This window comes from Pseudobutyrivibrio ruminis HUN009 (genome assembly GCF_000703005.1).
GTDB classification, from domain to species: Bacteria; Bacillota; Clostridia; order Lachnospirales; family Lachnospiraceae; genus Pseudobutyrivibrio; species Pseudobutyrivibrio ruminis_A.
This window is the reverse complement of the sequence record NZ_JNLH01000001.1, coordinates 1-22,500: the sequence shown is the minus strand read 5'-3', so window position 1 is coordinate 22,500 and position 22,500 is coordinate 1. Positions and strand designations below refer to the sequence as shown.

The following is a 22,500-nucleotide window of genomic DNA, read 5'->3' as shown; positions in this document are numbered from 1 at the left end:
GTAATCAGGCCGCAGAGAATAGGCTCAAGCAACTGTTTAGCAAAAACACAGGTCTATGCGAAACCGTAAGGTGATGTATATGGGCTGACGCCTGCCCGGTGCTGGAAGGTTAAGAGGAGAGGTTAGCGCAAGCGAAGCTTTGAATTTAAGCCCCAGTAAACGGCGGCCGTAACTATAACGGTCCTAAGGTAGCGAAATTCCTTGTCGGGTAAGTTCCGACCCGCACGAAAGGCGTAATGATTTGAGCACTGTCTCGACAATGCATCCGGTGAAATTGAAGTACCAGTGAAGATGCTGGTTACCCGCGCCAGGACGGAAAGACCCCATGGAGCTTTACTCCAGTTTGGTACTGGGATTCGGTACTGCATGTACAGGATAGGTGGGAGACTATGATCTAGGGACGCCAGTTTCTAGTGAGTCACTGTTGGGATACCACCCTTGTAGTATTGGATTTCTAACCAGCCGCCGTGAACCGGTGGTGGGACAATGCCAGGCGGGGAGTTTGACTGGGGCGGTCGCCTCCGAAAGGGTATCGGAGGCGCTCAAAGGTTCCCTCAGAATGGTCGGAAACCATTTGAAGAGTGCAAAGGCAGAAGGGAGCTTGACTGCGACACCGACGGGTGGAGCAGGTACGAAAGTAGGACTTAGTGATCCGGTGGTATAAAGTGGGATTGCCATCGCTCAACGGATAAAAGCTACCCTGGGGATAACAGGCTTATCACTCCCAAGAGTTCACATCGACGGAGTGGTTTGGCACCTCGATGTCGGCTCATCGCATCCTGGGGCTGTAGCAGGTCCCAAGGGTTGGGCTGTTCGCCCATTAAAGCGGTACGCGAGCTGGGTTCAGAACGTCGTGAGACAGTTCGGTCCCTATCCGGCGCGGGCGTAGGATATTTGAGAGGAGCTGCCCCTAGTACGAGAGGACCGGGGTGGACGGACCACTGGTGTATCAGCTGTCGACCAACGGCATAGCTGAGTAGCCAAGTCTGGACGGGATAAACGCTGAAGGCATCTAAGCGTGAAGCCCCCCTCAAGATGAGATATCCCATTCCTTCAAGGAAATAAGATCCCTTATAGACGATAAGGTAGATAGGTTCAAGGTGTAAGTGCGGTAACGCATTCAGCTGATGAATACTAATAGATCGAAGGTTTATTCTAAAAAGAAGATATGTAGATTCGGAATACTGTGTGAAGTTTTGAGGTTGCTATAAGAGAAGTGGCAAGCAAGAGCTTGCTTTTTTCGTTGAGAAACCACTATTTGGGGGCGTAGCTCAGTTGGGAGAGCACCTGCCTTGCAAGCAGGGGGTCAAGAGTTCGAATCTCTCCGTCTCCATTCAATAGTTTTTGCTATTGTTTGTATTCCTCAATAGCTCAGTTGGTAGAGCACTCGGCGAGTTCCCTGTTTCGCCGAAGATTTGAAAGAATATTAATAATCCTCAATAGCTCAGTTGGTAGAGCACTCGGCTGTTAACCGAGTTGTCGTAGGTTCGAGTCCTACTTGGGGAGCTTATCCTAAAACATCGGGGTGTGGCTCAGTTTGGCTAGAGCACCTGGTTTGGGACCAGGGGGTCGCAGGTTCGAATCCTGTCACCCCGACTAATTAAATATTTGCGGGTGTGGTTCAATGGTAGAACATCAGCCTTCCAAGCTGAATACGTGGGTTCGATTCCCATCACCCGCTCTTAATACTTATATCATGCGCGATTAGCTCAGCTGGCAGAGCACCTGACTCTTAATCAGGGTGTCCAGGGTTCGAACCCCTGATCGCGCATTTTAATATGGCGAGATAGCTCAGTTGGCTAGAGCACGCGGTTCATACCCGCGGTGTCGAGGGTTCGAATCCCCCTCTCGCTACTTTTATTATGTGTGTGTAGCTCAGCTGGATAGAGCACTTGGCTACGGACCAAGGTGTCGGGAGTTCGAATCTTCTCACGCACGCTAAACAAAAGACTTTGGATAATATCCAAAGTCTTTTTTCTTTTAGCTATTAGCTGCAAGCAATTCTTCAATTTTCATATTTCTGTCATCAATGTAGATGTCACAAGTAATTTTTCTACTGTTATTTCCGTATAGCTCAACAATTTCTGGAAGATTATCATTGATTGCATCGAAAACTAAACCCTGCTCTCGACACCAAGCTGCGGCATCATCAAGTGGTTTGCCAGCACGACAGGTCCATAGTATAATTTTGCTTCCTGATGCTTTTTGCTTTTTAAGGTATTGTATTAGCGGCAGATTTGGTTTGCCTAGATTAGGCCAATCACTGAAACATAGTGTATTATCGAAATCTACTGCAATGATTTGATTTGCAAGTTCCATAGGCTTTCTCTCCATGTATAGATTTTTATATGAGATTATGCAGCCATGTATTCTAAATAATCGTCCTCTGTAGCAAATAACTCGTATTCGCCATCAACATATCCCATATATCCTGCGTCAATAATGTATCCTTTCATAAAAACACCTCCGTATAAGTTGCTATTTACTGTATTAACTGTGTATATAGTAACTCTTTGGAGTGTCCCTATTTATTCCCACTAAAGATGTAGGCTGAATCTAATAACGACTTAATAGTATTTTCTCAGCAACAACATCTGATAATGCAAAAGGAATTAATTCTTCCGGGTTAGATGACGGATTTATCCATTCATCCACTTTGTCTGCAGGTAGCATAAGTGGCATTCTGTCATGTATTTGCTTAAGATTTTCTGTTGGTTCTTTTGTAAGAATAACGAATACTGGATATCCATTTTCAATTTTATATAAACCGCAAAGCCAGGTGATAGTAGAACCACTTGGTTGTATAGCGTATTTATCACCAGTTTTGACTCGACCATCTGGGCTTCTAAAATGTTCCCATTCAAAATAGTATGAAGCGGGAATAATACACCTGTGAGATCGCCATGCTTCTTTGAAAGTTGGTTTAATGCTGGCTGTTTCGTAACGAGCATTGAAGATTGATCGTTTATTATCCCTTCCGATAAATCCCCATTGCATTGGAAAGACACTTCGTGCTCCTTTTGAATTAGGAGCTATGACTGGAACAATGTCAGTTGGACGTACTTCGCCGTCAGTGACAAGTGGTTTTGCATGGGTATCTATAAACTTAGTGGTTAGAGAAGATCGTTCTGCTATTTCAATTATATCTTTTAATCCTGTAAGACTTTTTTCTAAAGCATATCTAGTACACATAATAAATCTCCATTTATCGAACATAATTTCCGAAAATATGTTTGCTTTTTGTAATCAGATGATACACCCTAAAGAAGTGTTTTTCAATCCCGAACATTAATGAAATTTTTATGAAAAAACAGAACAAAAATTAGTTAGGACTAACTGCAGGCCCGAATTATACCGCTATTTATTAATGTACTATGATATAATTTTGATAGTGGATAAACAGGGAGAAATAGTAAATGTAGGTGGTTTATGAAAATATTACTTGTTATTGATGTGCAACAACGATATCTAAAAAACTATAAGCCAGATTTGGTAAAGAGAGTAAATAATAGAATAAGTGAAGCAGTAAAAGCTGATATTCCTGTTGTGTATGTTAGAAATACAGGAAGAAGTGGCAAGGATGAAAATTTTGATTTAGCGGAAGACCTATTGATTGAGTCTGATTGTATATTTAAGAAAAGATTACCAAGTGCTTTTTCTAACGATGAATTTGAACTGTTTCTTAATAAAATGAAGGTTGAAACTATAAATGTTGTTGGAGTTGATGGAAGGTGCTGTGTGTCTAGAACAGTGATGGATGCATTAGATAGGGGATATGGAGTGCATCTTCTTATGGATGCTATAGAGGCACATAACGACAAATTTTACTATGCAGAGCTAAAGACGATGGAACAAAAAGGGGCTTTAGCTTGTATGAAGTTGGAAAAAATGTAAAAAGAAACTCTCCAATGAGAGTTCCTTTTTAATCCAATTCCTGTTCAAAGTATGATATTAACGTATTTACGTTGATGTCGGAGTGCTCAACTTCTCTAGAATATAGATATATGTTTTGAGCTAAGTCCATATTAGGATGTGCAGCTTGAATCATCATGATCCACTGAGTGCTCATTATGGCAATCATAGCTCTGGCATAAATCTGTCCATCATATATAGCGCCGCAGAAGTAATTAAATAGAAGAGAAATTAGTATTTTTTCAAAAACAAAGGTTGAATCCTCTGAGAATTGTTTTGGTGGATTGTTATTCCAATAAGATATCGTTTCTCTAATAGTTTCATGCCATGATTCTTCTAACACTTCTAATTCAAGGAGGGTGCCGAGCCCACTCATGGCATATTCTAATGAAATGGTGGACTTATTTTCATAGGAGATGTTATCCATCTCAAAAATTTCTCCTTCATCGTAGAGATTCTGCAAGGCGAGGGCGGCACATCTGATACGTTCCAAACGTTCTAAAAAAGGAATAGACTCGTTTTTTGCAAGCTCCATCATTTTATCTCTAGCGTATTCTAACTTATCAAAAAGTAGTAAATCGAAGTCTTCGAATTCTTCAGGGGCGTCGAAGATATCATCCTCGGTCTCTTCCAATGAAAATGAATAATCTGGCTCCAAAAGCATTCTAACTGCCTCAGGACATGAAAGAGATAGTGAATATTCACGGATATCCTGAAATTCTTCTACATGACGGGGGTACTTGCTGCAAGTGTTGCAAAGATAGCTTTCTCCTAAAGTGGATTGCAAATCGCAAAGACCTGTTTTATTAAGCATGCTACAACGAGTGTAATTTTGAAGGAAGGAGCCTTCTTCGTAATTAATAGATGATTTTAATCTATATCCAAAGTCTCCAGATGTGGTAGCGTATTTATCAAGACTATCGTCATCAATCATTATTTGCCAGCCGATACAGCAGCTTTTGGGACACTTATCGGCAATACATTTGAATTTATCAAAATCTTTTTGTTTTCTGTAAATCATAAAAATACCTCTAAAATAAATCTTTACCATGGTATCACGTATATGGATGAGTTGCTAGTCATTGCATCAATCTTTAACATGGACTATTATGTCATGAGAACAAAATAGCAGATAAAAGAGGACAATATTTTGAGAATACTATTAGTACGACATGGACAGACAGATTTGAATGCGCAGAAAAGATTACAAGGAAGCTCTGAAATACCACTTAATGCAAGAGGCAGACAGCAGGCTAGAGAGACACATGAGCTGGTGAAGAGCCTTGGTCTTATTCCTACAAAGCTAATAACAAGTCCGCTTGGAAGGGCAATTGAAACAGGTTGTATAATTGCAGGGATTGATATTAGCGATTATCAGGAAAATGAAATAACTAAGGATAATAAGCCAAATGCTGTTGTAATCGAGCCTGATTTAATGGAAATGTCCTTTGGAATATATGAACAAAAAAATATGGAACAGGAGAATCCGGAATTTCTTACTGAATGTTTTGATAGACCAGAAACCTATAATCCTCCAAAAGGGGGAGAAAGTTATGATGAGGTCGTAGCGAGAGCTAATAGTGTAGTAGAAAAGCTTAGAAGTGCTATAAAGACTGGCCAGTTTAAGGAAGAGGATATTGTCATGCTGGTTAGCCATGGAGCGCTCAGCCATGCAATTTTTGAGACTATCAAAAAGACTCCACGTAGCCAGTATTGGGATGTGGATTTCAATAACTGTGCCATAGCAGAATTGTTTATAAGTGAAGATGGCACAAAAGACAATTACCAGTTTATCTCAGATGGATTTGAGAAAAACTGGTAATTGATAATCCTATTGTTCAGAGAAGACAACCTTGTTACGGCCTGTTTCTTTGGCCTCATACAAGGCCTTGTCGACTTTGGAAAAGGCTTCAATCTTGTCAATATCCTTGTTGATTAGACAAGCACCGATACTTATAGTTACCTGATCAACAGGACTAAAATCGGTTACAGATACTCTTAAGCGTATGCGTTCTGCCACATTGATTGCAGTTTCTTTATCGCAATTTGGAAGCAGACACATAAATTCTTCTCCACCCCAACGTGCAAAAATTGCATTGTCTGGAAGTCTTTCCTTTATTGCGTTTACAACTCCTACAATTACTTGATCTCCTACGTCATGACCATATGTATCATTCACACGCTTGAAGTGATCAATATCAAACATAATCATAGCGATAGTGTCAAAGGCTGAAATGTTGTGAATTAGCTCGTCATAATAATAGTCGAGAGCTGCTCGATTATAGATTTTTGTAAGCTGATCATGACTAGCCATGTTTGCAAGAAGGTTTATATTATCATTTAAATCCTCGGTGGTTGATTCAAGGAATGATATCAATCGATCAGTTAAATCGATTACCTCTGGCTCAGCTTGTAAACGTGAATCGGTGATAGGGGAAGAATCGGTGACTGGTTTGTTACCTTCCTTTATACCAACTGCAACAAGAGAACCATTTAATAGGCCATCGCCATGCTCGTCGTAAAGAAGTTCTCCATATCCACATGACCAGGTTACATTAGGATTAACCTGCTTAAAATATGAAAATTCCCTTTCAGCTAGTTCATCCCCCATAAGAGTTCTACGGCTCATGCATGCATAAATAAGTATTGCATCAGGATTGAATTCCTTCATCTTGTTAGCACAGGTCAAGGATTCATCCAAAAGATAATTCGCTTTTGCATAGGCTAAGCTGAACTTTGTTCCCTCTGGTATTTCAATTCCAAACTGAAGAGAGGTTACTGTGTGCTTTAATGCAACACGGGCAACCAGCTTATTGTTATGCTTGAAAATAAAAGGAAATGCTGCTGTATTCTCGAAAAAGTATTCATTAATAGGAACACCTAAATACTTATTATATACAGTGACAGCAGGTTTATCATTGATTTTGTAGACCTTTCCATCGTTAGAGCTTTCTGTAACTGTAAAGGTGTTTCCCAAAGGTTTCCAACCGAGATTATAGTGGGTGGTTATTTCCAAAGTAGGACCGTGGAACACCACAATTACCATACCTCTTTCATATACGTTATTGTTATGGAAAACCAGAGATTCGTCTGATTTTAAAGTTGAAGTTCCAGCCAAGGCTCCAAACAATGGAATATCTGGATACTTAGAAGAAACTACATCTATAAAATCCTGAGGAGTCAACGTAATATCGGAACCCATAATAAGAATGCCTTTTACATCCTTGATGTTTTCTAGCTCTTTACATAATTTAAAACCTACTTCACTAGGCGTAAGTGTCTTACAGTCATAAGAGAAGGCTGTAAAGTCATTTTCTTCAAATAAAAGAACGGATACAACAGGGAATTTCGCGGCATGAGTATCATGGGTCATTGCACAATGAGAAGTCATACCTATAATTGTGATATCAGGTAATGCTCCGTGTGCGTATTCCAAGCCGGTACGAATATAATCAATATCGCCACTAGGCTCTACAGCTTGAAAAAGTATTTTTTTATGTGGAGTATCTTCAATAAAGTTAAGCAGCTGTAGGGCAACATCATCCATTTCATCAGCTTTGTCAAATACAATAGTTCGTTGCTTCATATTGCCTCCTAAAACGATATGTCAATATTGTCACTATGGTACATAACGTAACAATATTAGTATATTGAAAAAAAAACAACATTTCATGGAAATTGTGTGAACATACTCGTATTAAGAAAATATTTGTGATACAGTTAGGTTACTGGGGAATATATTGTCAGAAAGGGGTAATTATGCAAATATCAATTGGTACATCAATGAAGGCTGATGTCAATTCAGCAGTAGCCGAAGTTATTGGAAAGGCTAATAATCCTAAATTATTAATTTTATTATGCGCATATGAACACTTGAAAGACGCTTCGGAACAAATTGCTAATAAGTTCCCTGGTGTTGATTTAATCGGCACAAGTACAACGTCTTATTATGAGTCGGAATCTTCGGATAAACGAATGATTTTGATTTCATTTGGTGCGGATGCAGAGGTTGAAGTAGGAATCTTGCGAAATCTATCGAAGGCACCTCTTCAGGATATTGCATCAATGGAACAAAAGGTTTCTAAGATTGGGGCAGGAGACAGCAATACAGTTTGCATTGAGTTCTGTACCAATGATGAGGAACGTTTAGTTTCATCTATGAATGTGGCTTTAGAGAAAGCTAACATTCCTATTGTTGGTGGTACAATTTTTGGATACCCAGCAGATGCAACAGGATATGCGATGCTAAATGGTGTTCTTTATCCAGATGCTTGCTGTTATGCTTTAATTAAAAATAAAACAGGAAAGATTAGAACATATTCTGAGCTAATTTTCAAACCAATGGAAGGGGCAAATACACATATTGCAACAAAGGTTAACCTGGCGAAGAAGGAACTTATTTCTTTGGATGGTAGACCTGCAGCTGATGTATATTGTGAGGATGCTGGCGTTAGTAGAAGCGAGTTAGTAGACAATGTTTTGGTTAGTCCGCTTGGTCGTGTGATTGGTGATGAAATCTTCATCAGTAGCCCTTATGCGATTGGTGAGAATGGTTCATTGATCAATTACAAAAAAATCAATGAAAATGATACCATTCAGATAATGGAACTGATGGATTACGACGAGATTGGTGCAGAAACAAGACGACAAATCAAAGAAGAGAATAAGAAAATCTCATTTGTATTCTCTGTAAATTGTATCTATCGTCATCTACTCTACACTCAGAGAAATTATCTAACCGAATATTTGACAGCCATGAAGGGAGTAGGCCCACATGTTGGAATCATCGGCGGTGGTGAGCAGTACAAGAAACAACATGTAAATCAGACAATGGTATGTGCAGTATTTGAGTAGAGCAGATAGGAGGACGATATGGGACTTTTTGGTAAGAAGAAAGTAGTTGAGCAAGAGGTTGCAACAACTACTACAGCAAATGAGAAAGCTGTAAATTTAAAAGATAAAATGCATGCCTTGAAAGAGGTTGGCAGATTCTCAATTGAGCAAAAGAATATGCTTCAGAGAGAAGAGGCAAATACTATCCAGGGTATTGAGACAATCAGTGATTCTTTCTCAGTTGTTGAAGAAAAATATGGTAACATTTCAGACTCAGTTGCCAGATTCCAGGATCAGTTCAGAACAATTGAGGAGATAACACAAGCCTTCGACGAAATTGTAAAGAAGCTTGAAATTACAGCAGATGATTCTCATGAAGGTATGGAAAATGTAGATAGAAGCTCTAGCGCAGTTTCAGATACAATTGCTGAGGTTGAGGAAGTCTTTGAAGCATTCCAAAAGAGCTTTGATGACATTCGTGAAAAGGTTGAGCAGATTGGTGGCTTCGCTAAGCAGACAAACCTTTTGGCACTTAATGCTTCAATCGAAGCAGCTCGTGCTGGTGAGGCAGGACGAGGATTCGCTGTAGTTGCTGACGAAGTTACAAATCTTTCTACAGAAATCCAAAGCGTTGTAACATCAATCTTTGATAGCATGAAAGAACTCGATGAGAATAATAACCGCTTGGTTGAATCAGTTGATCATACAAAGGATGCAATCAGTGCTTCTCATGAACGAGTAGTTGAAACGCAGGAAGTTGTTGGAAAGATTAAGGATGTTGCGGATGAGGTAACAGGCCAGAGTGCTCAGATGGCAGATGTATTTAAGAATTGTGAATCATCAATCAATGAAATCTCCGACAATATTGACGACTCTCAGAGATACTTCGACACAGTTGCAGACGACATTGAAGATATCAAGGTTAAGATTACTAAGAAGGGATTCATGTTTGAGGATATGAATAATGTTCTTGAGCAAATAGCTCCTCTTACTGAATTATAATTGAAAAGATTTATCACATGTGGGACCGGCTTTTTGCTGGTCCCTATTTAATGTGGTAGAATACTACAGAATAACAGTTTAGAGGAGACGTGAAATGAATTTTCCAAAAGATCCAGTAATGCTTCTTTCTGTAGTAAATACTGCATTAAGAGATTATTATTCAAGCTTTGATGCATTGGTGGAGGATAATGAAATTGATGGTGATGAAATAATTGCAAAGCTTGCAATGATTGATTATCACTACGACGCTGAAAAGAATAAATTCAGATAAATAGAGAGAATAAACTTATGAAAAAATTTTTTGCAGGATTAATCAAAACAGTACTGGTGCTTGTAATAATTGGTGCTGGCATGTGGTATGCATTCGGCGAAAATGGTCCATTTAATGAGCAGGCAAAAGCCTTTGCCAAAGACCAGGGAATGGAAGCTGAGCTTCAGTGGCTGATAGGAGAGACAGATACCACTGAGGAGGAGTCGGTTGCTGTAGAAACTGAAGATACTGCCGAGCCATCAGAGGCCGAGCCTACACCAGAGGATTTGACCACATCAATAGTATTTACTGGTGATGTAGAGCTCAGCGAATATGTTCAGTCCAATTATGACAGTCAGGGAATTGATGGTGTGGCATCATCAGAAATACAGTCGTTATTAAACGATGCCACATATACCATGATTAACAATGAGTTTTGCTATTCTGAGCGAGGGCAGCAGGCGCCAGATAAGCAGTACACATTCAGAGTAAATCCTACATACGTAACAATTCTTAATGATTTAGGCGTAGATATAGCGGGGCTTGCAAATAACCATGTGCTTGATTATGGGCAAGACGCACTGACGGACACTTTTACAACACTTTCGGATGCAGGTATTGAATATACAGGTGCTGGAAACAGTCTTGAAGAGGCTAGTAAACTTATTGTTAAAACAGATGCGAAAGGTAGAACTTACGGCTTCTTAGCGGCCAGTCATGTAATACCAGTAGGAAGCTGGAATGTTCTAAACTCTCAGCCCGGAGAATTCTGTTTCTATGATGAGACAGATTTGTTGAATGCTATTTCAGAAGCGGACAGTCAGGTGGATTATCTATTCGTAATGGTACACTGGGGTGTGGAGCACACAACTGAGCTTGAGGATTACCAGACTAATGATGGCTACAAAATGATTGATGCTGGCGCAGATGCTGTAATCGGCATGCACAGTCACTGCTTGCAGCCAGTTGAGTACTACAATGGTAAGCCTATTTTCTATAGCTTGGGTAACTTCATTTTTAACCAGACAATCAAGTCAGGTGGAGGTGGTGCAGTTCAATTTACAATTGATGAGAATGATGCTATTAGCTACAGAATAGTACCAATTAGCGCCTCAAATGCAGTGACTTCAATAGACGAATCAGGCTATTCATATGTTGAAAGTATTTCTAGCAATGTAGCCGTTGATGAGAATGGATTTATATCAGAAAAAATACTATAAAGTACAAAATCGAGAACAATAAAAAAAGCCATCCATTTTTCACAAAAAAGGTGTACACTAGCTATGGTTTGTAGTAACTAATTAAATTTTAAATAAATAGTTAAAGAAAGAAGAGGAATTAAAAATGGCAGGATTTGGAGCATTAATTGACATCCTTAAAAAGGATCCTAAGAAAATCGTTTTCACAGAAGGTACAGATCACAGAATCATTGAGGCATCTAGCCGTCTTCTTGGTTCAGATTTCCTTCAGCCAATTCTTATTGGTAACGAGGAAGAAGTAAAGGCAGCAGCTGAAGACGCAGGTTTCAACATTCGCGGAGCTGTTATTATTGATCCAGAAAAATACGATAGATTTGATGAGATGTGCGAGCTTTTCTGTGAGCTTAGAAAGAGCAAGGGCGTTACAATGGAGCAGGCAGCTGCTACATGTAAGCAGGCAAACTACTTCGGTACTATGCTTGTAAAGATGGGCGTTGCAGATGCACTTCTTGGTGGCGCTACATACTCAACAGCTGATACAGTACGTCCAGCACTTCAGGTTATTAAGACAAAGCCAGGTAACAGCATCGTATCATCATGCTTCATCATGGTTCGTAACTCTGCTACAGGTGATAGAGAAGTTCTTGCAATGGGTGATTGCGCAATCAACATCAAGCCAAACGCTGATGAGCTTGCAGAAATCGCTGGCGAGACAGCAGCATGTGCAAAAATCTTCGGTATCGATCCAAAGATTGCTATGCTTTCATACTCAACACTTGGCTCAGGAAAGGGCGAGGATGTTGACAAGATGCGCGAAGCTACAGCAAAGGCAAAGGAGAAGTATCCAGAGCTTGACATCGATGGCGAGCTTCAGTTTGATGCAGCAGTTTCACCACGTGTTGCAAAGACAAAGTGCCCTAACTCAACAGTAGCTGGTCACGCAAACACATTTATCTTCCCAGATATCAACGCAGGTAACATCGGATACAAGATCGCACAGCGTCTTGGTGGTTTTGATGCTTACGGCCCAATCCTTCTTGGACTTAATGCACCAATCAACGACTTATCTCGTGGTTGCAACGCACAGGAAGTATACTCAATGGCTATTATTACTGCCGCTCTTGCATAATATTTATAGAACGACTAAATTCCGCGACGGAAGTCGCGGAATTTTTTTAACGGAGAGAAATTGTTATGAGTAGATGGATTCTACAAAGAAAAGCTGCAGATTATGCAGGATTAAGTCAGAAGCTAAATGTGGACCCTGTTATTGTGCGTCTTATGGTAAATCGTGGTCTTAAAACATATGAGGAGATGAAAGAGTATCTTCATCCAACTTTGAATAATTTTCCAGACCCTCATCTGTTTGCGGATATGGATAATGCCTGTGAACTACTTCTTGAAGCTATTGATGAAGGAGTAAAGATTCGTGTCGTAGGTGATTATGATGTAGATGGAATTATGTCTACTTATATTCTTACCACAGCCATCAAAGAGGCAGGGGGAGATGTGGACTATGCTGTACCTGATCGAATGATTGATGGATATGGTATAAATCCAGATATGGTTCAGAGTGCGTTTGATGCAGGTGTTAGATTTATCATCACTTGTGATAATGGTATTGCAGCAGCTCCAGCAGTTAACTTGGCGAAAGAGCTTGGGATGACAGTTGTTGTAACGGACCATCACGAGGTACCTTTCGAGTTGGAAGAGGATGGAGTTACTAGAAAGCAGATTCTTCCTAATGCAGACGCAGTGGTTGATCCTAAGCGAGAAGATTGCCAGTATCCATTTAAGGGTATCTGCGGAGCGCAGGTTGCATGGAAGCTTGTGGAAGTCCTTTTCGAGTTCATTGGAATAGAAAAAGAAGAATCTGATAAGTTTCTGCAGTTTGCTGCTATTGCAACTGTTTGTGATGTTATGGAATTGAAGGGGGAAAACCGCGCTACTGTATATCACGGAATTAAGGCCATAGAAGGAACTGATAATATTGGTTTAGGTGCACTCATTGCAAGAACAGAGCTTTCTGGAAAGCCATTAAGCTGTTATCATCTGGGGTTTGTAATAGGGCCATGTCTCAATGCTAGCGGTCGCCTGGATACTGCATCTAAAGCAATAGAGCTTTTGATGGAGGAAAATCAAGCAAAGGCTCTTGCAATGGCAAATGAGTTGGTAGAACTTAATGCAGAGCGAAAGGTAATGACTCAGACAGGAATTGATAAAGCCAGAGAACTTATTGAAAATACGGATATAATCAACGACAGAGTTTTGGTTATCTATATTCCAGAGCTTCATGAAAGCCTGGCAGGCATTGTGGCTGGTCGTATTAGAGAAAGCTACAACAAACCAGTTATTGTGATTACAGATGCTGAGGATGGAGCAAAAGGAAGTGGCCGTTCAATTCCGGCTTACAATATGTTTGAGGAGCTTACAGCAGTTAAGGATGTATTTACTAAATTCGGTGGACATCCAATGGCGGCAGGTGTCAGCCTTCCAACTGAAAAAATAGATGAGCTCCGCACTAGACTCAATGCAAATTGCAAATTGACAGATGATGATATGCAGGAAATTATTAATATTGATTGTGATATGCCATTAGGTTACATTACAGAGGAGCTTGTGGATTCAATCGATTTACTTGCGCCATTTGGTACAGGAAATACAAAGCCATTATTTGCTTTGAAAAACATACCTATTACCAGGGCAGCCTATATCGGTAAAGAAGGTCAGTATTTACGATTATCGATGCTTACAGAAAAAGGGCAAGCTATCACAGGTCTAATGTTTAGAAATGTGCCAGAATTTGAAACTGCTGTTACCCAAAAATATGGAGAGTCTAGTTGGCAAGGACTCTTTTCAGGACGCAACACAGGCGTTAAAATGGATATTGTTTACGAGCCATCTATAAACGAATTTAGGGGCCAACGCAGTGTACAAATAATGATTGAACAGTTTAAGTAGATTGTGCTCATTTATTGAATCTCGCTGTTAAATCATTTAGAATCAATATAAATGCTAATATAAGGGGGATATAATTATGGGAAACCAGGAGACTTATACATTTGTTTCAAAGGATGGACATTCTGTAATTCATTGTAGAAAGTGGCTTCCAGATAGAGAGCCAGTTGCTGTTTTGCAGCTTGTTCACGGCATGGTTGAATATATTGAAAGATACGATGAGTTTGCTACATTTCTCGCATCTAAGGGATATATCGTTGTAGGTCATGATCATATTGGTCATGGTCAGTCAGTCTCAAAGGATGAGGAGCTTGGTATCATGACAGGCAAGCATCCAGCTGACGATATGGTTGAAGATATCTACACTCATTATGCAAAGACTAGAAAGGAATATCCTAATCTTCCTTATTTTATTTTAGGACATTCTATGGGTTCATATATGCTTCGAAAGTTCTTATCAGATAAGACAGCTTATTTGGAAGAACTGACAGGTGCTATTATTATGGGTACAGGCCAGGAATCAGCAGCCACATGCAATGGTGGCCTTGCTGTTATAGCAGTTCTTTCACTTTTGAAAGGAAAAAATTACCGAAGCACATTTGTAAGAGATATGACATATTCAGCTCCATACAAGCAGTATGATTGCTATGGAAATGATTATGCAAACTCATGGCTTTCAAAAAACATACAGAGTGTTGAAAAGTACTATCACGATAAATATTGTACCTTCACATTCTCTTTGAATGCTTATAAAGGTTTAGTGGAAGCTACAAAATATGTTGGAACAAAGGCTTGTGTGGAAAAGATGCGCAAGACATTACCTCTTTTAGTTGTATCTGGTGATGAGGACCCAGTTGGAAACATGGGTAAGGGTACAAAAGCTGCAGCAGATGCATTTAAGGCAGCAGGAATAAAGGATGTTACCTTAAAATTATACAGGGGTGACAGACACGAAATATTAAATGAGCTTGATAGAGACCAGGTTTACGAAGATATCTATCAGTGGCTTGAAGCACATAAATAAAGGTAAAATGGAGTAGTTATGGATTCTTTGGAGCATTTAATAACAAGGTCAATAAAGACATATTATAAAAGTAAGCTATATGCTCCTATTGTCTTTTTGGTGATTCTTATTGCGTTAACTTTCATTTTCCCAATAGGACATATGCTTTTCCCTAAGACATACAGTGAGGATTCTATCAGCTTATACGAAATGTATAATGATGGTGAAAACTACGCCAAATTTGATTTAAAGAATTTATATTTTACAGGCTATACCAGCAAATGGTTGGATAGGACCAGAGGCTACTATTACTACACTATGATTAATTCTGAGTGTGTTATAGTGCTTCTGGATCCTGATACTTGTGAGCAAGGCTCACCAACTATTGAAGAACTTACCATAAAAGGAGAAATCCTTTATGATTCTGAGGCAGCCAGAAACCTTCTAGCAAACTTGGCTAGTGATTTGAATTGGAGCGAAGAAGGAATTCTTTCTACAGTTTCTACATACACCATTTCAGAGCCAGATGCTACAGGACCTTCAGCAGAGGCCTTCCAGTTTTTCTATATGATTTTTGGTCTATACAGTGTTGCATCAATCATAGTATACAGTTTATATATTGCATTTCCTGTGTTGTCGTTGCCAGTTCAGAAAACAAGAGCTTATGGCAAGCCAGCAGAAATCCTTGAGGAAGCCGAGGAGGAGCTTGCTACATTACCACAGCTTGCAACAGAGGATATGTTTATTACAGAGCATTATTTTATTGAAACAAGTAGCTATGGTGTTGCCATTGTTCCAATTGATGCTATAATTTGGATTTACAAGTATTCAACAATGCATAAGTTTTTATGGCATCATTTCTCTATTACTTATACATTGCACATAACTGCAGGAAAGAGACACTATATCAAGTGCCCAAAGAATATCAAAAGTGATATTGACGGTATTATGGACTATTTGGCTGAGGCCAACCATGATATACTTGTGGGATTCTCTGAGGAGAATCGACTTAAGGTTGAAGAAATTCAAAATGATTTTGATGTTATCAGAAAGATAACAAGCTTTTTATCTAAGAGGGTATAGCAGGATGGAAGCTTATACAGGCTTTGCCACAGTCTACGATAGATATATGGACAATATTCCATATGATGATTGGGCGCAAAACATAAAAGTACTATTTGAAAAATATAATATGCCAATGGAAATCGTATGCGATTTGGGCTGTGGTACAGGACAGATGACTAGACGCCTTAAGGAAATGGGCTACGATATGATTGGTATCGATGTCTCCTATGATATGTTGATGGAGGCTATGAGTCAGGAGGATTCCGATGGAATCCTTTATCTATGTCAGGACATGCGTTCTTTTGAGCTGTACGGAACAGTAGGAGCGGTAATCAGCCTTTGCGACAGCATGAATTATCTGGCTGATACAGATGAACTGCTTCAGGTTTGCAAACTGGCAAATAATTATCTGGATCCTAAAGGGCTTTTTATATTTGATATGAAAACAGATAGCTACTATAAAAAGCTAGGAACTAGTACGATAGCGGAAAATCGCGAAGAAGGAAGCTTCATTTGGGAAAATGAATACAACCCTGACGCCAGAGATAATTACTATTACCTGACCATATATGAAGAAAATGAAGAGGGCACTTTTGACAGATTCGAGGAAGAGCATATGCAACATGCGTTTACTGTCGATGAAGTGAAGGCTGCCATTAAAGAAAGTGGATTAGAATTTCTTCAGGTGCTTGATGTTTCTACCATGGCGGCACCTACAGAAGATAGTGATAGATTGTATTTTATAGCAAGAGAGGTTACAAAATGAAAGACTATATAGTTAGAGCAACAGCAGCAAATGATGCAGTTAGAGCATTTGCAATTACAAGTACAAATATAGTGGAAGAGGCTAGAACTCGTCATAATACATCACCAATCGTTACAGCAGCCCTTGGAAGAATGCTTTCGGCAGGTTCCATGATGGGTGTCATGCTAAAAGGAGAGGATGATTTGGTTACACTTCAGATTCAGGGAAGTGGTCCAATGAAGGGAATCACAGTTACATCCAATAGCAAGGGTGAGGTTAAAGGATTTCCGAATGTGTCAGTTGTTGATTTGCCACCAAAGAACGGCAAGCTTGATGTAGGCGGAGCTATCGACCTTGGTATCATGAGAGTTATCAAGGATATGGGGCTTAAAGAGCCATATGTTGGTACTGTCGAGCTTCAGACAGGTGAAATTGCAGAGGATCTTACATACTATTATGCAGTTTCAGAACAGATTCCATCATCAGTAGGACTTGGTGTTCTTATGAACAAGGACAATACAGTAAACTGCGCAGGCGGATTTATTGTTCAGCTTATGCCTTTTACTCCAGAGGAAGTTATTACTCAGATTGAGGAAAATTTAAAGACTCTTCCTTCAGTTACAGATATGCTTTCAAGTGGCAAGACACCAGAAGAAATGCTCCAGACTGTTCTTGCTGGCTTAGAAGTAGAAATCAAGGAAACATATCCAGCAGCTTACAAGTGCGATTGTTCAAGGGATAGAGTTATAAAAAGCCTTGCATCACTTGGTAAAGAAGATATGGATGAAATCATTGCAGATGGAAAACCGGTAGAGGTTAAATGTCAGTTCTGTAATGAGGCATATGAGTTTACAATTGACGAGCTTAAGAGCTTTAGGAGGAATTAGTCAAATAATTGCGCCCTATTAGATAAAAGTTTAGTTGTTTTTATTTGCTGATTTCCTGTAAACTTACACACGGAGATTTATTATCATTTTATAGAGGATTATGCACAATGAAAGCAAAGGGTCGCAAAAAGATTTATCCACCAAGCTATTACCGAGCAAAAAGGCTTAGGATTGGAATAATTCTTGGTATTATATTAATAATATATTTGGCAGGAAGCTTGTTCTTTAGAAATCACTTCTATATCAGAAGCAAGGTCAATGGCGTTGGTGCTTCATTCAGAACAGCGCAAAGCACATACGATAAAATTATCAATAGTGCAGACAAATACACTATTTCATTTATTGACGCAGATGGAAATGTAATTAACGAAGTAAGCTCAAGCGAATTAGGAGTAGGAGTTAATTATGATGAATCAGAGGTTCAGGCACTTCTCGATTCTCAAACTGGTTTCAACTGGGTACTTCGTTTGTTTGCACCAGCTGAATTCTATACAGCTACAGGCAACGCATATGATTCTGCCAAAGTTACAGCAGTAGCAAGCAGCCTTGATTTTAGCAACCAATCATCTACAACAGAATCACAGGACGCTACCATTCAGTTCGATGGCGAGAAGTTTGTGATTGTTGATGAAGTATACGGAGATAAAATCACAGAAGAGGGCGTAGAGGAAGCAATCATCTATGCAGTTGAGAATCTTCAAACTGAGATTAATCTTGCAGATGGCACATGCTATGAAAAGCCTAGTGTTTTAGCATCTGATGCTAATATTCAAAAGGCAGTTGATGTTTTAAATAACTACATGGATACAGATATCCATTATGATTTAGGCGAGGGTTACACAGAAGATATTCCAGCCGACACAAAGGCTACATGGTTCACATGGGATGATAGCTTTAATGTTTCCTTCGACAGAGATGCTATAGGCGAGTATGTAAACTCAATGGGAGATAAGTACAACACTTATGGCAAGAAAAAGGAATTCACCACCACTTCAGGTGAGACAATAGAAGTTCCAGCAGGTTCATTCGGTTGGAGAATAGCATATGATGGCGAAATCGATGCAATCATTGCTGATTTAGAAGGGGGCGAGGATGTTACTCGCGACTTCACTTATCTTTACTACGGAACAAGCCATGGCGAACACGATTATGGCAACTCATACGTAGAAGTTAACCTTACAGAACAGCACGTGTATGTTTATAAGGATGGCGAAATGGTATTTGATTCAGATTGTGTATCAGGTAAGATTTCAGCAAACCACGGTACGCACACAGGTGTATACCCAATTGCTTACAAGCAGACAGATGCCACACTTAAGGGTGACAATTACGAATCACATGTTAATTACTGGATGCCATTCAACATGGGCGAAGGTCTTCATGACGCTACATGGCGCTCAAGCTTTGGTGGCACCATTTATAAAACAGGCGGAAGCCACGGATGCGTAAACCTTCCTCTTTCCGCTGCAGAGCAAATCTACAATATTGTAGAAGCTGGTTGGCCTGTTATTGTTTTCTATACTGGTGACACAGAAGAAGAAAACTACCTTATCCAGAATCCACAGGTTAAGGTTTCAGAGCTTATCGCAGAAATTGAGACAGTTACACTTGAGTCTGAACCTCAGATTGCTGAAGCTAGAGCACAGTACGAAGCTTTAACAGAAGAGCAGAAGGCACAGGTTTTAAATTATCAGGATCTTGTTAACGCAGAGCTAACACTTCAGACATTGAAGTTACAGGCTGCCGCAGAAGCGGCTGCAGCAGCTCAGGCTGGCGGTACAGATACAGGCGTTGTTCAATAGTGCACGATAGCGAGGCAAAATATGGCTAATTGGAAGAGTAATGTTAGAGAAGTAGTACCTTATACTCCAGGCGAGCAGCCTAAAACTAAGGTAATAAAGTTAAACACTAATGAAAATCCATACCCACCAAGTCCTTTGGTGGGTAAAGCTATTTCTAATATAGAATTGGATTCTCTTAGAAAATACCCTGATCCAGGGTGCCAATCGTTGATTTCGGCATTGGCTAAATATCATGGGTTTGATGAAGAAAATATTTTTGTGGGAGTAGGCTCAGATGACGTTCTTGCTATGAGCTTCCTTACATTTTTTAATTCAGACAAACCAATCTTTTTCCCAGACATTACCTATTCATTTTATGATGTGTGGGCATCACTTTTTAGAATTCCATTTGAGACAAAAGCTCTTGATGAGGATTTTAAAATTATAAAAAGCGATTATGACAAGTGTTGCGGAGGAATAGTTATTCCAAATCCAAATGCACCTACAGGAATAGCTGAGCCTGTTTCCTTTTTTGAGGAGATTATTAAGGCACATCCTGAGTGTGTTGTGATTATTGATGAGGCCTATGTAGATTTTGGCTCTGAGTCTGCCATAGATTTAGTTCGCAAATACGATAATGTTTTGGTAGTTCGTACATTTTCTAAATCAAGAGCTATGGCCGGTAACCGTATTGGTTATGCTATTGGTTCAAAAGAACTTATCAAATATCTATCAGATTGTAAGTTCTCATTTAATTCATACACAATGGACACAATCACGCTACAGGCAGGTGTTGCTTCTATAGAGGACGATACTTACTTTAAAGAAAAGCTTGAAGCTGTTATTTCCACAAGAGAGTGGACAAAGGCTCAGTTAAAAGAGCTTGGCTTTACAGTCCCAGATTCAAAGAGCAATTTCATTTTTGCCAAACATGAATCTATGGAGGCTTCATTCATTTTTGAAGAGCTTAAAAAGCGTGGCATTTATGTGCGCTACTTCTCAAAGCCACAGCGTATATCAAATTACTTGCGTATTTCTATTGGAACAGATGAGGAGATGCAAGTATTTATAGATGAATTAAAAAAGATTTTAAAAGGAGTTTAGATTTAATGATCAAGTATTTAACAGTATTTTTTGTTTCAATGGTTCCACTGATTGAGCTAAGAGGAGCTATTCCATTTGCCTATGGATTCAAGGCTGCAGATCCAAGCTTCAATTTGCTTTTAGCCTACATCCTTATTGCAATTGGAAATATGATTCCAGTACCTATCATTTACTTTTTTGCCAGAAAGGTACTTGAGTGGGGTAAAGATAAGCCTGTTATCGGTGGTTTCTTTACATTCTGCCTTGAAAAAGGTGAAAAGGGTGGCAAGAAGCTTCAGGAAAAAGCAGGTAGAGGACTTTTCGTAGCATTGTTATTGTTTGTTGGTATTCCACTTCCAGGAACAGGTGCATGGACAGGTACACTTGCAGCATCAATTCTTGATATGGACTTTAAGTCTTCAATCCTTGCAGTAATCTGCGGTGTGGCTTTAGCCGGAATCATCATCGGTGTTTTATGTACACTTGGTCTTGGCGCATTTATAGGAGTAACAGCTTAATGGAAACAGTTAATATGTTGATAAATGTTGTAGCTATTCTTGTTGGCCTTGGGCTATATATGGCTGTAATGAATTCAGCCTGGGGCAAGAAACATCAGGAATACATGTATGCAATAATGCTTGGTACAATTCTTGTGGCTGTTCTAGTAGGAGGTTTTATTAGATGGCTGGTAATAGTAAGGTAAAAAAATCTGGTAGTACTGCCTGCGAATATTGTAACAATTTCGTATGGGACGAAGAGGATGAGCAATATTATTGCGAAATGGATATGGACGAGGATGATTATGTTAGGCTGGTAACAGGTCATTACAGTGAATGCCCATACTTTGTTAACGGAGATGAGTACAAGGTGGTACGTCATCAAATGTAAATTATTTGTATTTATCAGTTAAATAATACAAATTATTATGATATTATATTACTAGTTTTATTTAGGAGGTCAATGAAGTGAGAAAATTTAAAGCTTCAAAAGTGTTTAAGTCACTTGCAGCGTTGATGCTTGCTGTAGTGATGACATTATCCACACCAATCACTGCAAATGCAGCTGGTGCACAGGGTATCGATGTTTCAAAGTATCAGGGGGCAATTAACTGGGCTGCAGTTGCTCAGTCAGGAGTTACATATACATTCATTAAGGTAGGTAGCACAAAGAGTGGTATTGATCCTTACTTCGCAGCTAACGTAGCAGGAGCACAGGCTGTAGGTATTCGTACAGGTGTATATATTTATTCATACGCAACAACAGTTGAGGCAGCCATCCAGGAGGCAAATCTTGTTCTTCAGTGGATTGAGCCATACAACATCAACTTCCCAGTAGCATTCGATTTCGAGGATGGAATCCAGAAGGGTATTGATGCTAATACATGTACAGCAATGGCAAATGCATTTTGTAGTGTAATCGCTCAGGCTGGTTACACACCAATGCTTTACACATACACAAACTTCTACAAAGCACACTTTACATCAGCGCTTGCTTATGACAAGTGGATTGCTCAGTATTCAGATCACAATGATATCGCTGGATGGGCTATCTGGCAGTATTCTTCAAGTGGAGCAGTTGCAGGTATCAATGGCCGTGTAGATATGAACGTAGCACAGAAAGACTACACAGCTTTCATCCCAGCAGTAGGTCTTCTTGATTTAGGTGCAGGAAATGTTTACTTCTTCAACAACTACCGTAAGCAGTTTGGTTGGGTAGATGTTGCAGGTATTAAATATCACACAGATGAAGCAACAGGTATTGTTACAACAGGATGGTATGTTG

22 protein-coding genes, 7 tRNA genes and 1 rRNA gene (1 of these 30 only partly in view) are annotated in these 22,500 nt (G+C 39.6%); 26 read left to right on the top strand and 4 right to left on the bottom strand.

Annotated elements, in window-relative coordinates; all coding sequences use genetic code 11:
- The 8 genes from BO15_RS0100150 to BO15_RS0100115 form a co-directional block, all read left to right on the top strand.
- A 23S ribosomal RNA gene (locus tag BO15_RS0100150) occupies window positions 1-1,158 on the top strand; it begins 1,736 nt to the left of the window's first position.
- 102 nt (window positions 1,159-1,260) lie between these two features.
- A tRNA-Ala gene (locus tag BO15_RS0100145) sits at window positions 1,261-1,333 on the top strand.
- A gap of 100 nt (window positions 1,334-1,433) precedes the next feature.
- Window positions 1,434-1,506: transfer RNA gene (locus BO15_RS0100140), tRNA-Asn, on the top strand.
- 15 nt (window positions 1,507-1,521) lie between these two features.
- A tRNA-Pro gene (locus BO15_RS0100135) sits at window positions 1,522-1,596 on the top strand.
- Window positions 1,597-1,610: 14 nt separating this feature from the next.
- A tRNA-Gly gene (locus tag BO15_RS0100130) sits at window positions 1,611-1,681 on the top strand.
- A gap of 17 nt (window positions 1,682-1,698) precedes the next feature.
- Window positions 1,699-1,771, top strand: a tRNA-Lys gene (locus tag BO15_RS0100125).
- A gap of 9 nt (window positions 1,772-1,780) precedes the next feature.
- Window positions 1,781-1,854: transfer RNA gene (locus BO15_RS0100120), tRNA-Met, on the top strand.
- A 10-nt stretch (window positions 1,855-1,864) separates the two neighbouring features.
- A tRNA-Arg gene (locus tag BO15_RS0100115) sits at window positions 1,865-1,938 on the top strand.
- Window positions 1,939-1,980: 42 nt separating this feature from the next.
- Here the strand turns inward: BO15_RS0100115 and BO15_RS0100110 are convergent.
- A complete protein-coding gene (locus BO15_RS0100110; protein ID WP_033151508.1) occupies window positions 1,981-2,319 on the bottom strand; it encodes a hypothetical protein in 339 nt (112 codons plus the stop codon).
- A 237-nt stretch (window positions 2,320-2,556) separates the two neighbouring features.
- Window positions 2,557-3,192, bottom strand: a complete 636-nt coding sequence (locus BO15_RS0100105) for an SOS response-associated peptidase (protein WP_033151507.1) — start codon at window positions 3,190-3,192, stop codon at window positions 2,557-2,559.
- Window positions 3,193-3,429: 237 nt separating this feature from the next.
- Between BO15_RS0100105 and BO15_RS0100100 the strand changes: the two genes are divergently transcribed.
- A complete protein-coding gene (locus BO15_RS0100100; protein WP_033151506.1) occupies window positions 3,430-3,894 on the top strand; it encodes a cysteine hydrolase family protein in 465 nt (154 codons plus the stop codon).
- A gap of 28 nt (window positions 3,895-3,922) precedes the next feature.
- On the opposite strand, the gene fliB is transcribed toward BO15_RS0100100, so the two are convergent.
- Window positions 3,923-4,933: a flagellin lysine-N-methylase gene (gene fliB / locus BO15_RS0100095; protein WP_033151505.1), complete on the bottom strand. Its 1,011-nt coding sequence runs from the start codon at window positions 4,931-4,933 to the stop codon at window positions 3,923-3,925.
- Window positions 4,934-5,062: 129 nt separating this feature from the next.
- Here fliB and BO15_RS12935 point away from each other — a divergent pair, with 129 nt between their 5' ends.
- Complete coding sequence (locus BO15_RS12935; protein ID WP_052169683.1) at window positions 5,063-5,734, top strand: histidine phosphatase family protein; 672 nt, start codon at window positions 5,063-5,065, stop codon at window positions 5,732-5,734.
- A gap of 9 nt (window positions 5,735-5,743) precedes the next feature.
- On the opposite strand, the gene BO15_RS0100085 is transcribed toward BO15_RS12935, so the two are convergent.
- On the bottom strand, window positions 5,744-7,498 hold the full coding sequence (locus BO15_RS0100085) for a diguanylate cyclase (RefSeq protein ID WP_033151504.1): 1,755 nt from the start codon (window positions 7,496-7,498) through the stop codon (window positions 5,744-5,746).
- 173 nt (window positions 7,499-7,671) lie between these two features.
- Here BO15_RS0100085 and BO15_RS0100080 point away from each other — a divergent pair, with 173 nt between their 5' ends.
- The 16 genes from BO15_RS0100080 to BO15_RS0100005 all read left to right on the top strand — a co-directional run.
- Entirely contained in the window at window positions 7,672-8,766 is a 1,095-nt protein-coding gene (locus tag BO15_RS0100080; protein WP_033151503.1) for an FIST signal transduction protein, read from the top strand.
- Window positions 8,767-8,784: 18 nt separating this feature from the next.
- Window positions 8,785-9,747 (top strand): methyl-accepting chemotaxis protein, encoded by a 963-nt coding sequence (locus BO15_RS0100075; protein WP_033151502.1) that lies wholly within the window; start codon window positions 8,785-8,787, stop codon window positions 9,745-9,747.
- Between the two features lie 94 nt (window positions 9,748-9,841).
- Complete coding sequence (locus tag BO15_RS0100070) at window positions 9,842-10,018, top strand: DUF4250 domain-containing protein (RefSeq protein ID WP_033151501.1); 177 nt, start codon at window positions 9,842-9,844, stop codon at window positions 10,016-10,018.
- A gap of 17 nt (window positions 10,019-10,035) precedes the next feature.
- Window positions 10,036-11,217: a CapA family protein gene (locus BO15_RS0100065; protein ID WP_052169682.1), complete on the top strand. Its 1,182-nt coding sequence runs from the start codon at window positions 10,036-10,038 to the stop codon at window positions 11,215-11,217.
- A gap of 124 nt (window positions 11,218-11,341) precedes the next feature.
- A complete protein-coding gene (pta, locus tag BO15_RS0100060; RefSeq protein WP_033151500.1) occupies window positions 11,342-12,325 on the top strand; it encodes a phosphate acetyltransferase in 984 nt (327 codons plus the stop codon).
- Window positions 12,326-12,390: 65 nt separating this feature from the next.
- On the top strand, window positions 12,391-14,157 hold the full coding sequence (recJ, locus tag BO15_RS0100055; RefSeq protein WP_033151499.1) for a single-stranded-DNA-specific exonuclease RecJ: 1,767 nt from the start codon (window positions 12,391-12,393) through the stop codon (window positions 14,155-14,157).
- Between the two features lie 76 nt (window positions 14,158-14,233).
- Window positions 14,234-15,178, top strand: a complete 945-nt coding sequence (locus BO15_RS0100050; RefSeq protein WP_033151498.1) for an alpha/beta fold hydrolase — start codon at window positions 14,234-14,236, stop codon at window positions 15,176-15,178.
- Window positions 15,179-15,196: 18 nt separating this feature from the next.
- Window positions 15,197-16,240 (top strand): DUF6709 family protein, encoded by a 1,044-nt coding sequence (locus BO15_RS0100045; RefSeq protein ID WP_033151497.1) that lies wholly within the window; start codon window positions 15,197-15,199, stop codon window positions 16,238-16,240.
- Window positions 16,241-16,244: 4 nt separating this feature from the next.
- Window positions 16,245-16,988, top strand: a complete 744-nt coding sequence (locus tag BO15_RS0100040; protein ID WP_033151496.1) for a class I SAM-dependent DNA methyltransferase — start codon at window positions 16,245-16,247, stop codon at window positions 16,986-16,988.
- Window positions 16,985-17,854 carry an Hsp33 family molecular chaperone HslO gene (gene hslO / locus BO15_RS0100035; protein ID WP_033151495.1) on the top strand — a complete coding sequence of 290 codons (870 nt, stop codon included), beginning with the start codon at window positions 16,985-16,987 and terminating at the stop codon, window positions 17,852-17,854. The genes BO15_RS0100040 and hslO overlap by 4 nt, the downstream gene beginning before the upstream one ends.
- A gap of 107 nt (window positions 17,855-17,961) precedes the next feature.
- Window positions 17,962-19,656 (top strand): L,D-transpeptidase family protein, encoded by a 1,695-nt coding sequence (locus BO15_RS0100030; RefSeq protein ID WP_033151494.1) that lies wholly within the window; start codon window positions 17,962-17,964, stop codon window positions 19,654-19,656.
- Window positions 19,657-19,677: 21 nt separating this feature from the next.
- Window positions 19,678-20,739, top strand: a complete 1,062-nt coding sequence (gene hisC, locus BO15_RS0100025; protein ID WP_033151493.1) for a histidinol-phosphate transaminase — start codon at window positions 19,678-19,680, stop codon at window positions 20,737-20,739.
- Between the two features lie 5 nt (window positions 20,740-20,744).
- The gene (locus tag BO15_RS0100020) at window positions 20,745-21,236 is read left to right on the top strand and encodes a COG2426 family protein (protein WP_033151492.1); all 492 of its coding nucleotides are present in this window, start codon (window positions 20,745-20,747) and stop codon (window positions 21,234-21,236) included.
- On the top strand, window positions 21,236-21,421 hold the full coding sequence (locus BO15_RS0100015) for a hypothetical protein (RefSeq protein ID WP_033151491.1): 186 nt from the start codon (window positions 21,236-21,238) through the stop codon (window positions 21,419-21,421). Before BO15_RS0100020 ends, BO15_RS0100015 begins: the two co-directional genes overlap by 1 nt.
- On the top strand, window positions 21,400-21,606 hold the full coding sequence (locus BO15_RS0100010; RefSeq protein WP_033151490.1) for a DUF6472 family protein: 207 nt from the start codon (window positions 21,400-21,402) through the stop codon (window positions 21,604-21,606). The genes BO15_RS0100015 and BO15_RS0100010 overlap by 22 nt, the downstream gene beginning before the upstream one ends.
- A gap of 77 nt (window positions 21,607-21,683) precedes the next feature.
- On the top strand, window positions 21,684-22,500 hold an 817-nt coding region (locus BO15_RS0100005), incomplete at its 3' end, for a glycoside hydrolase family 25 protein (protein WP_207641069.1).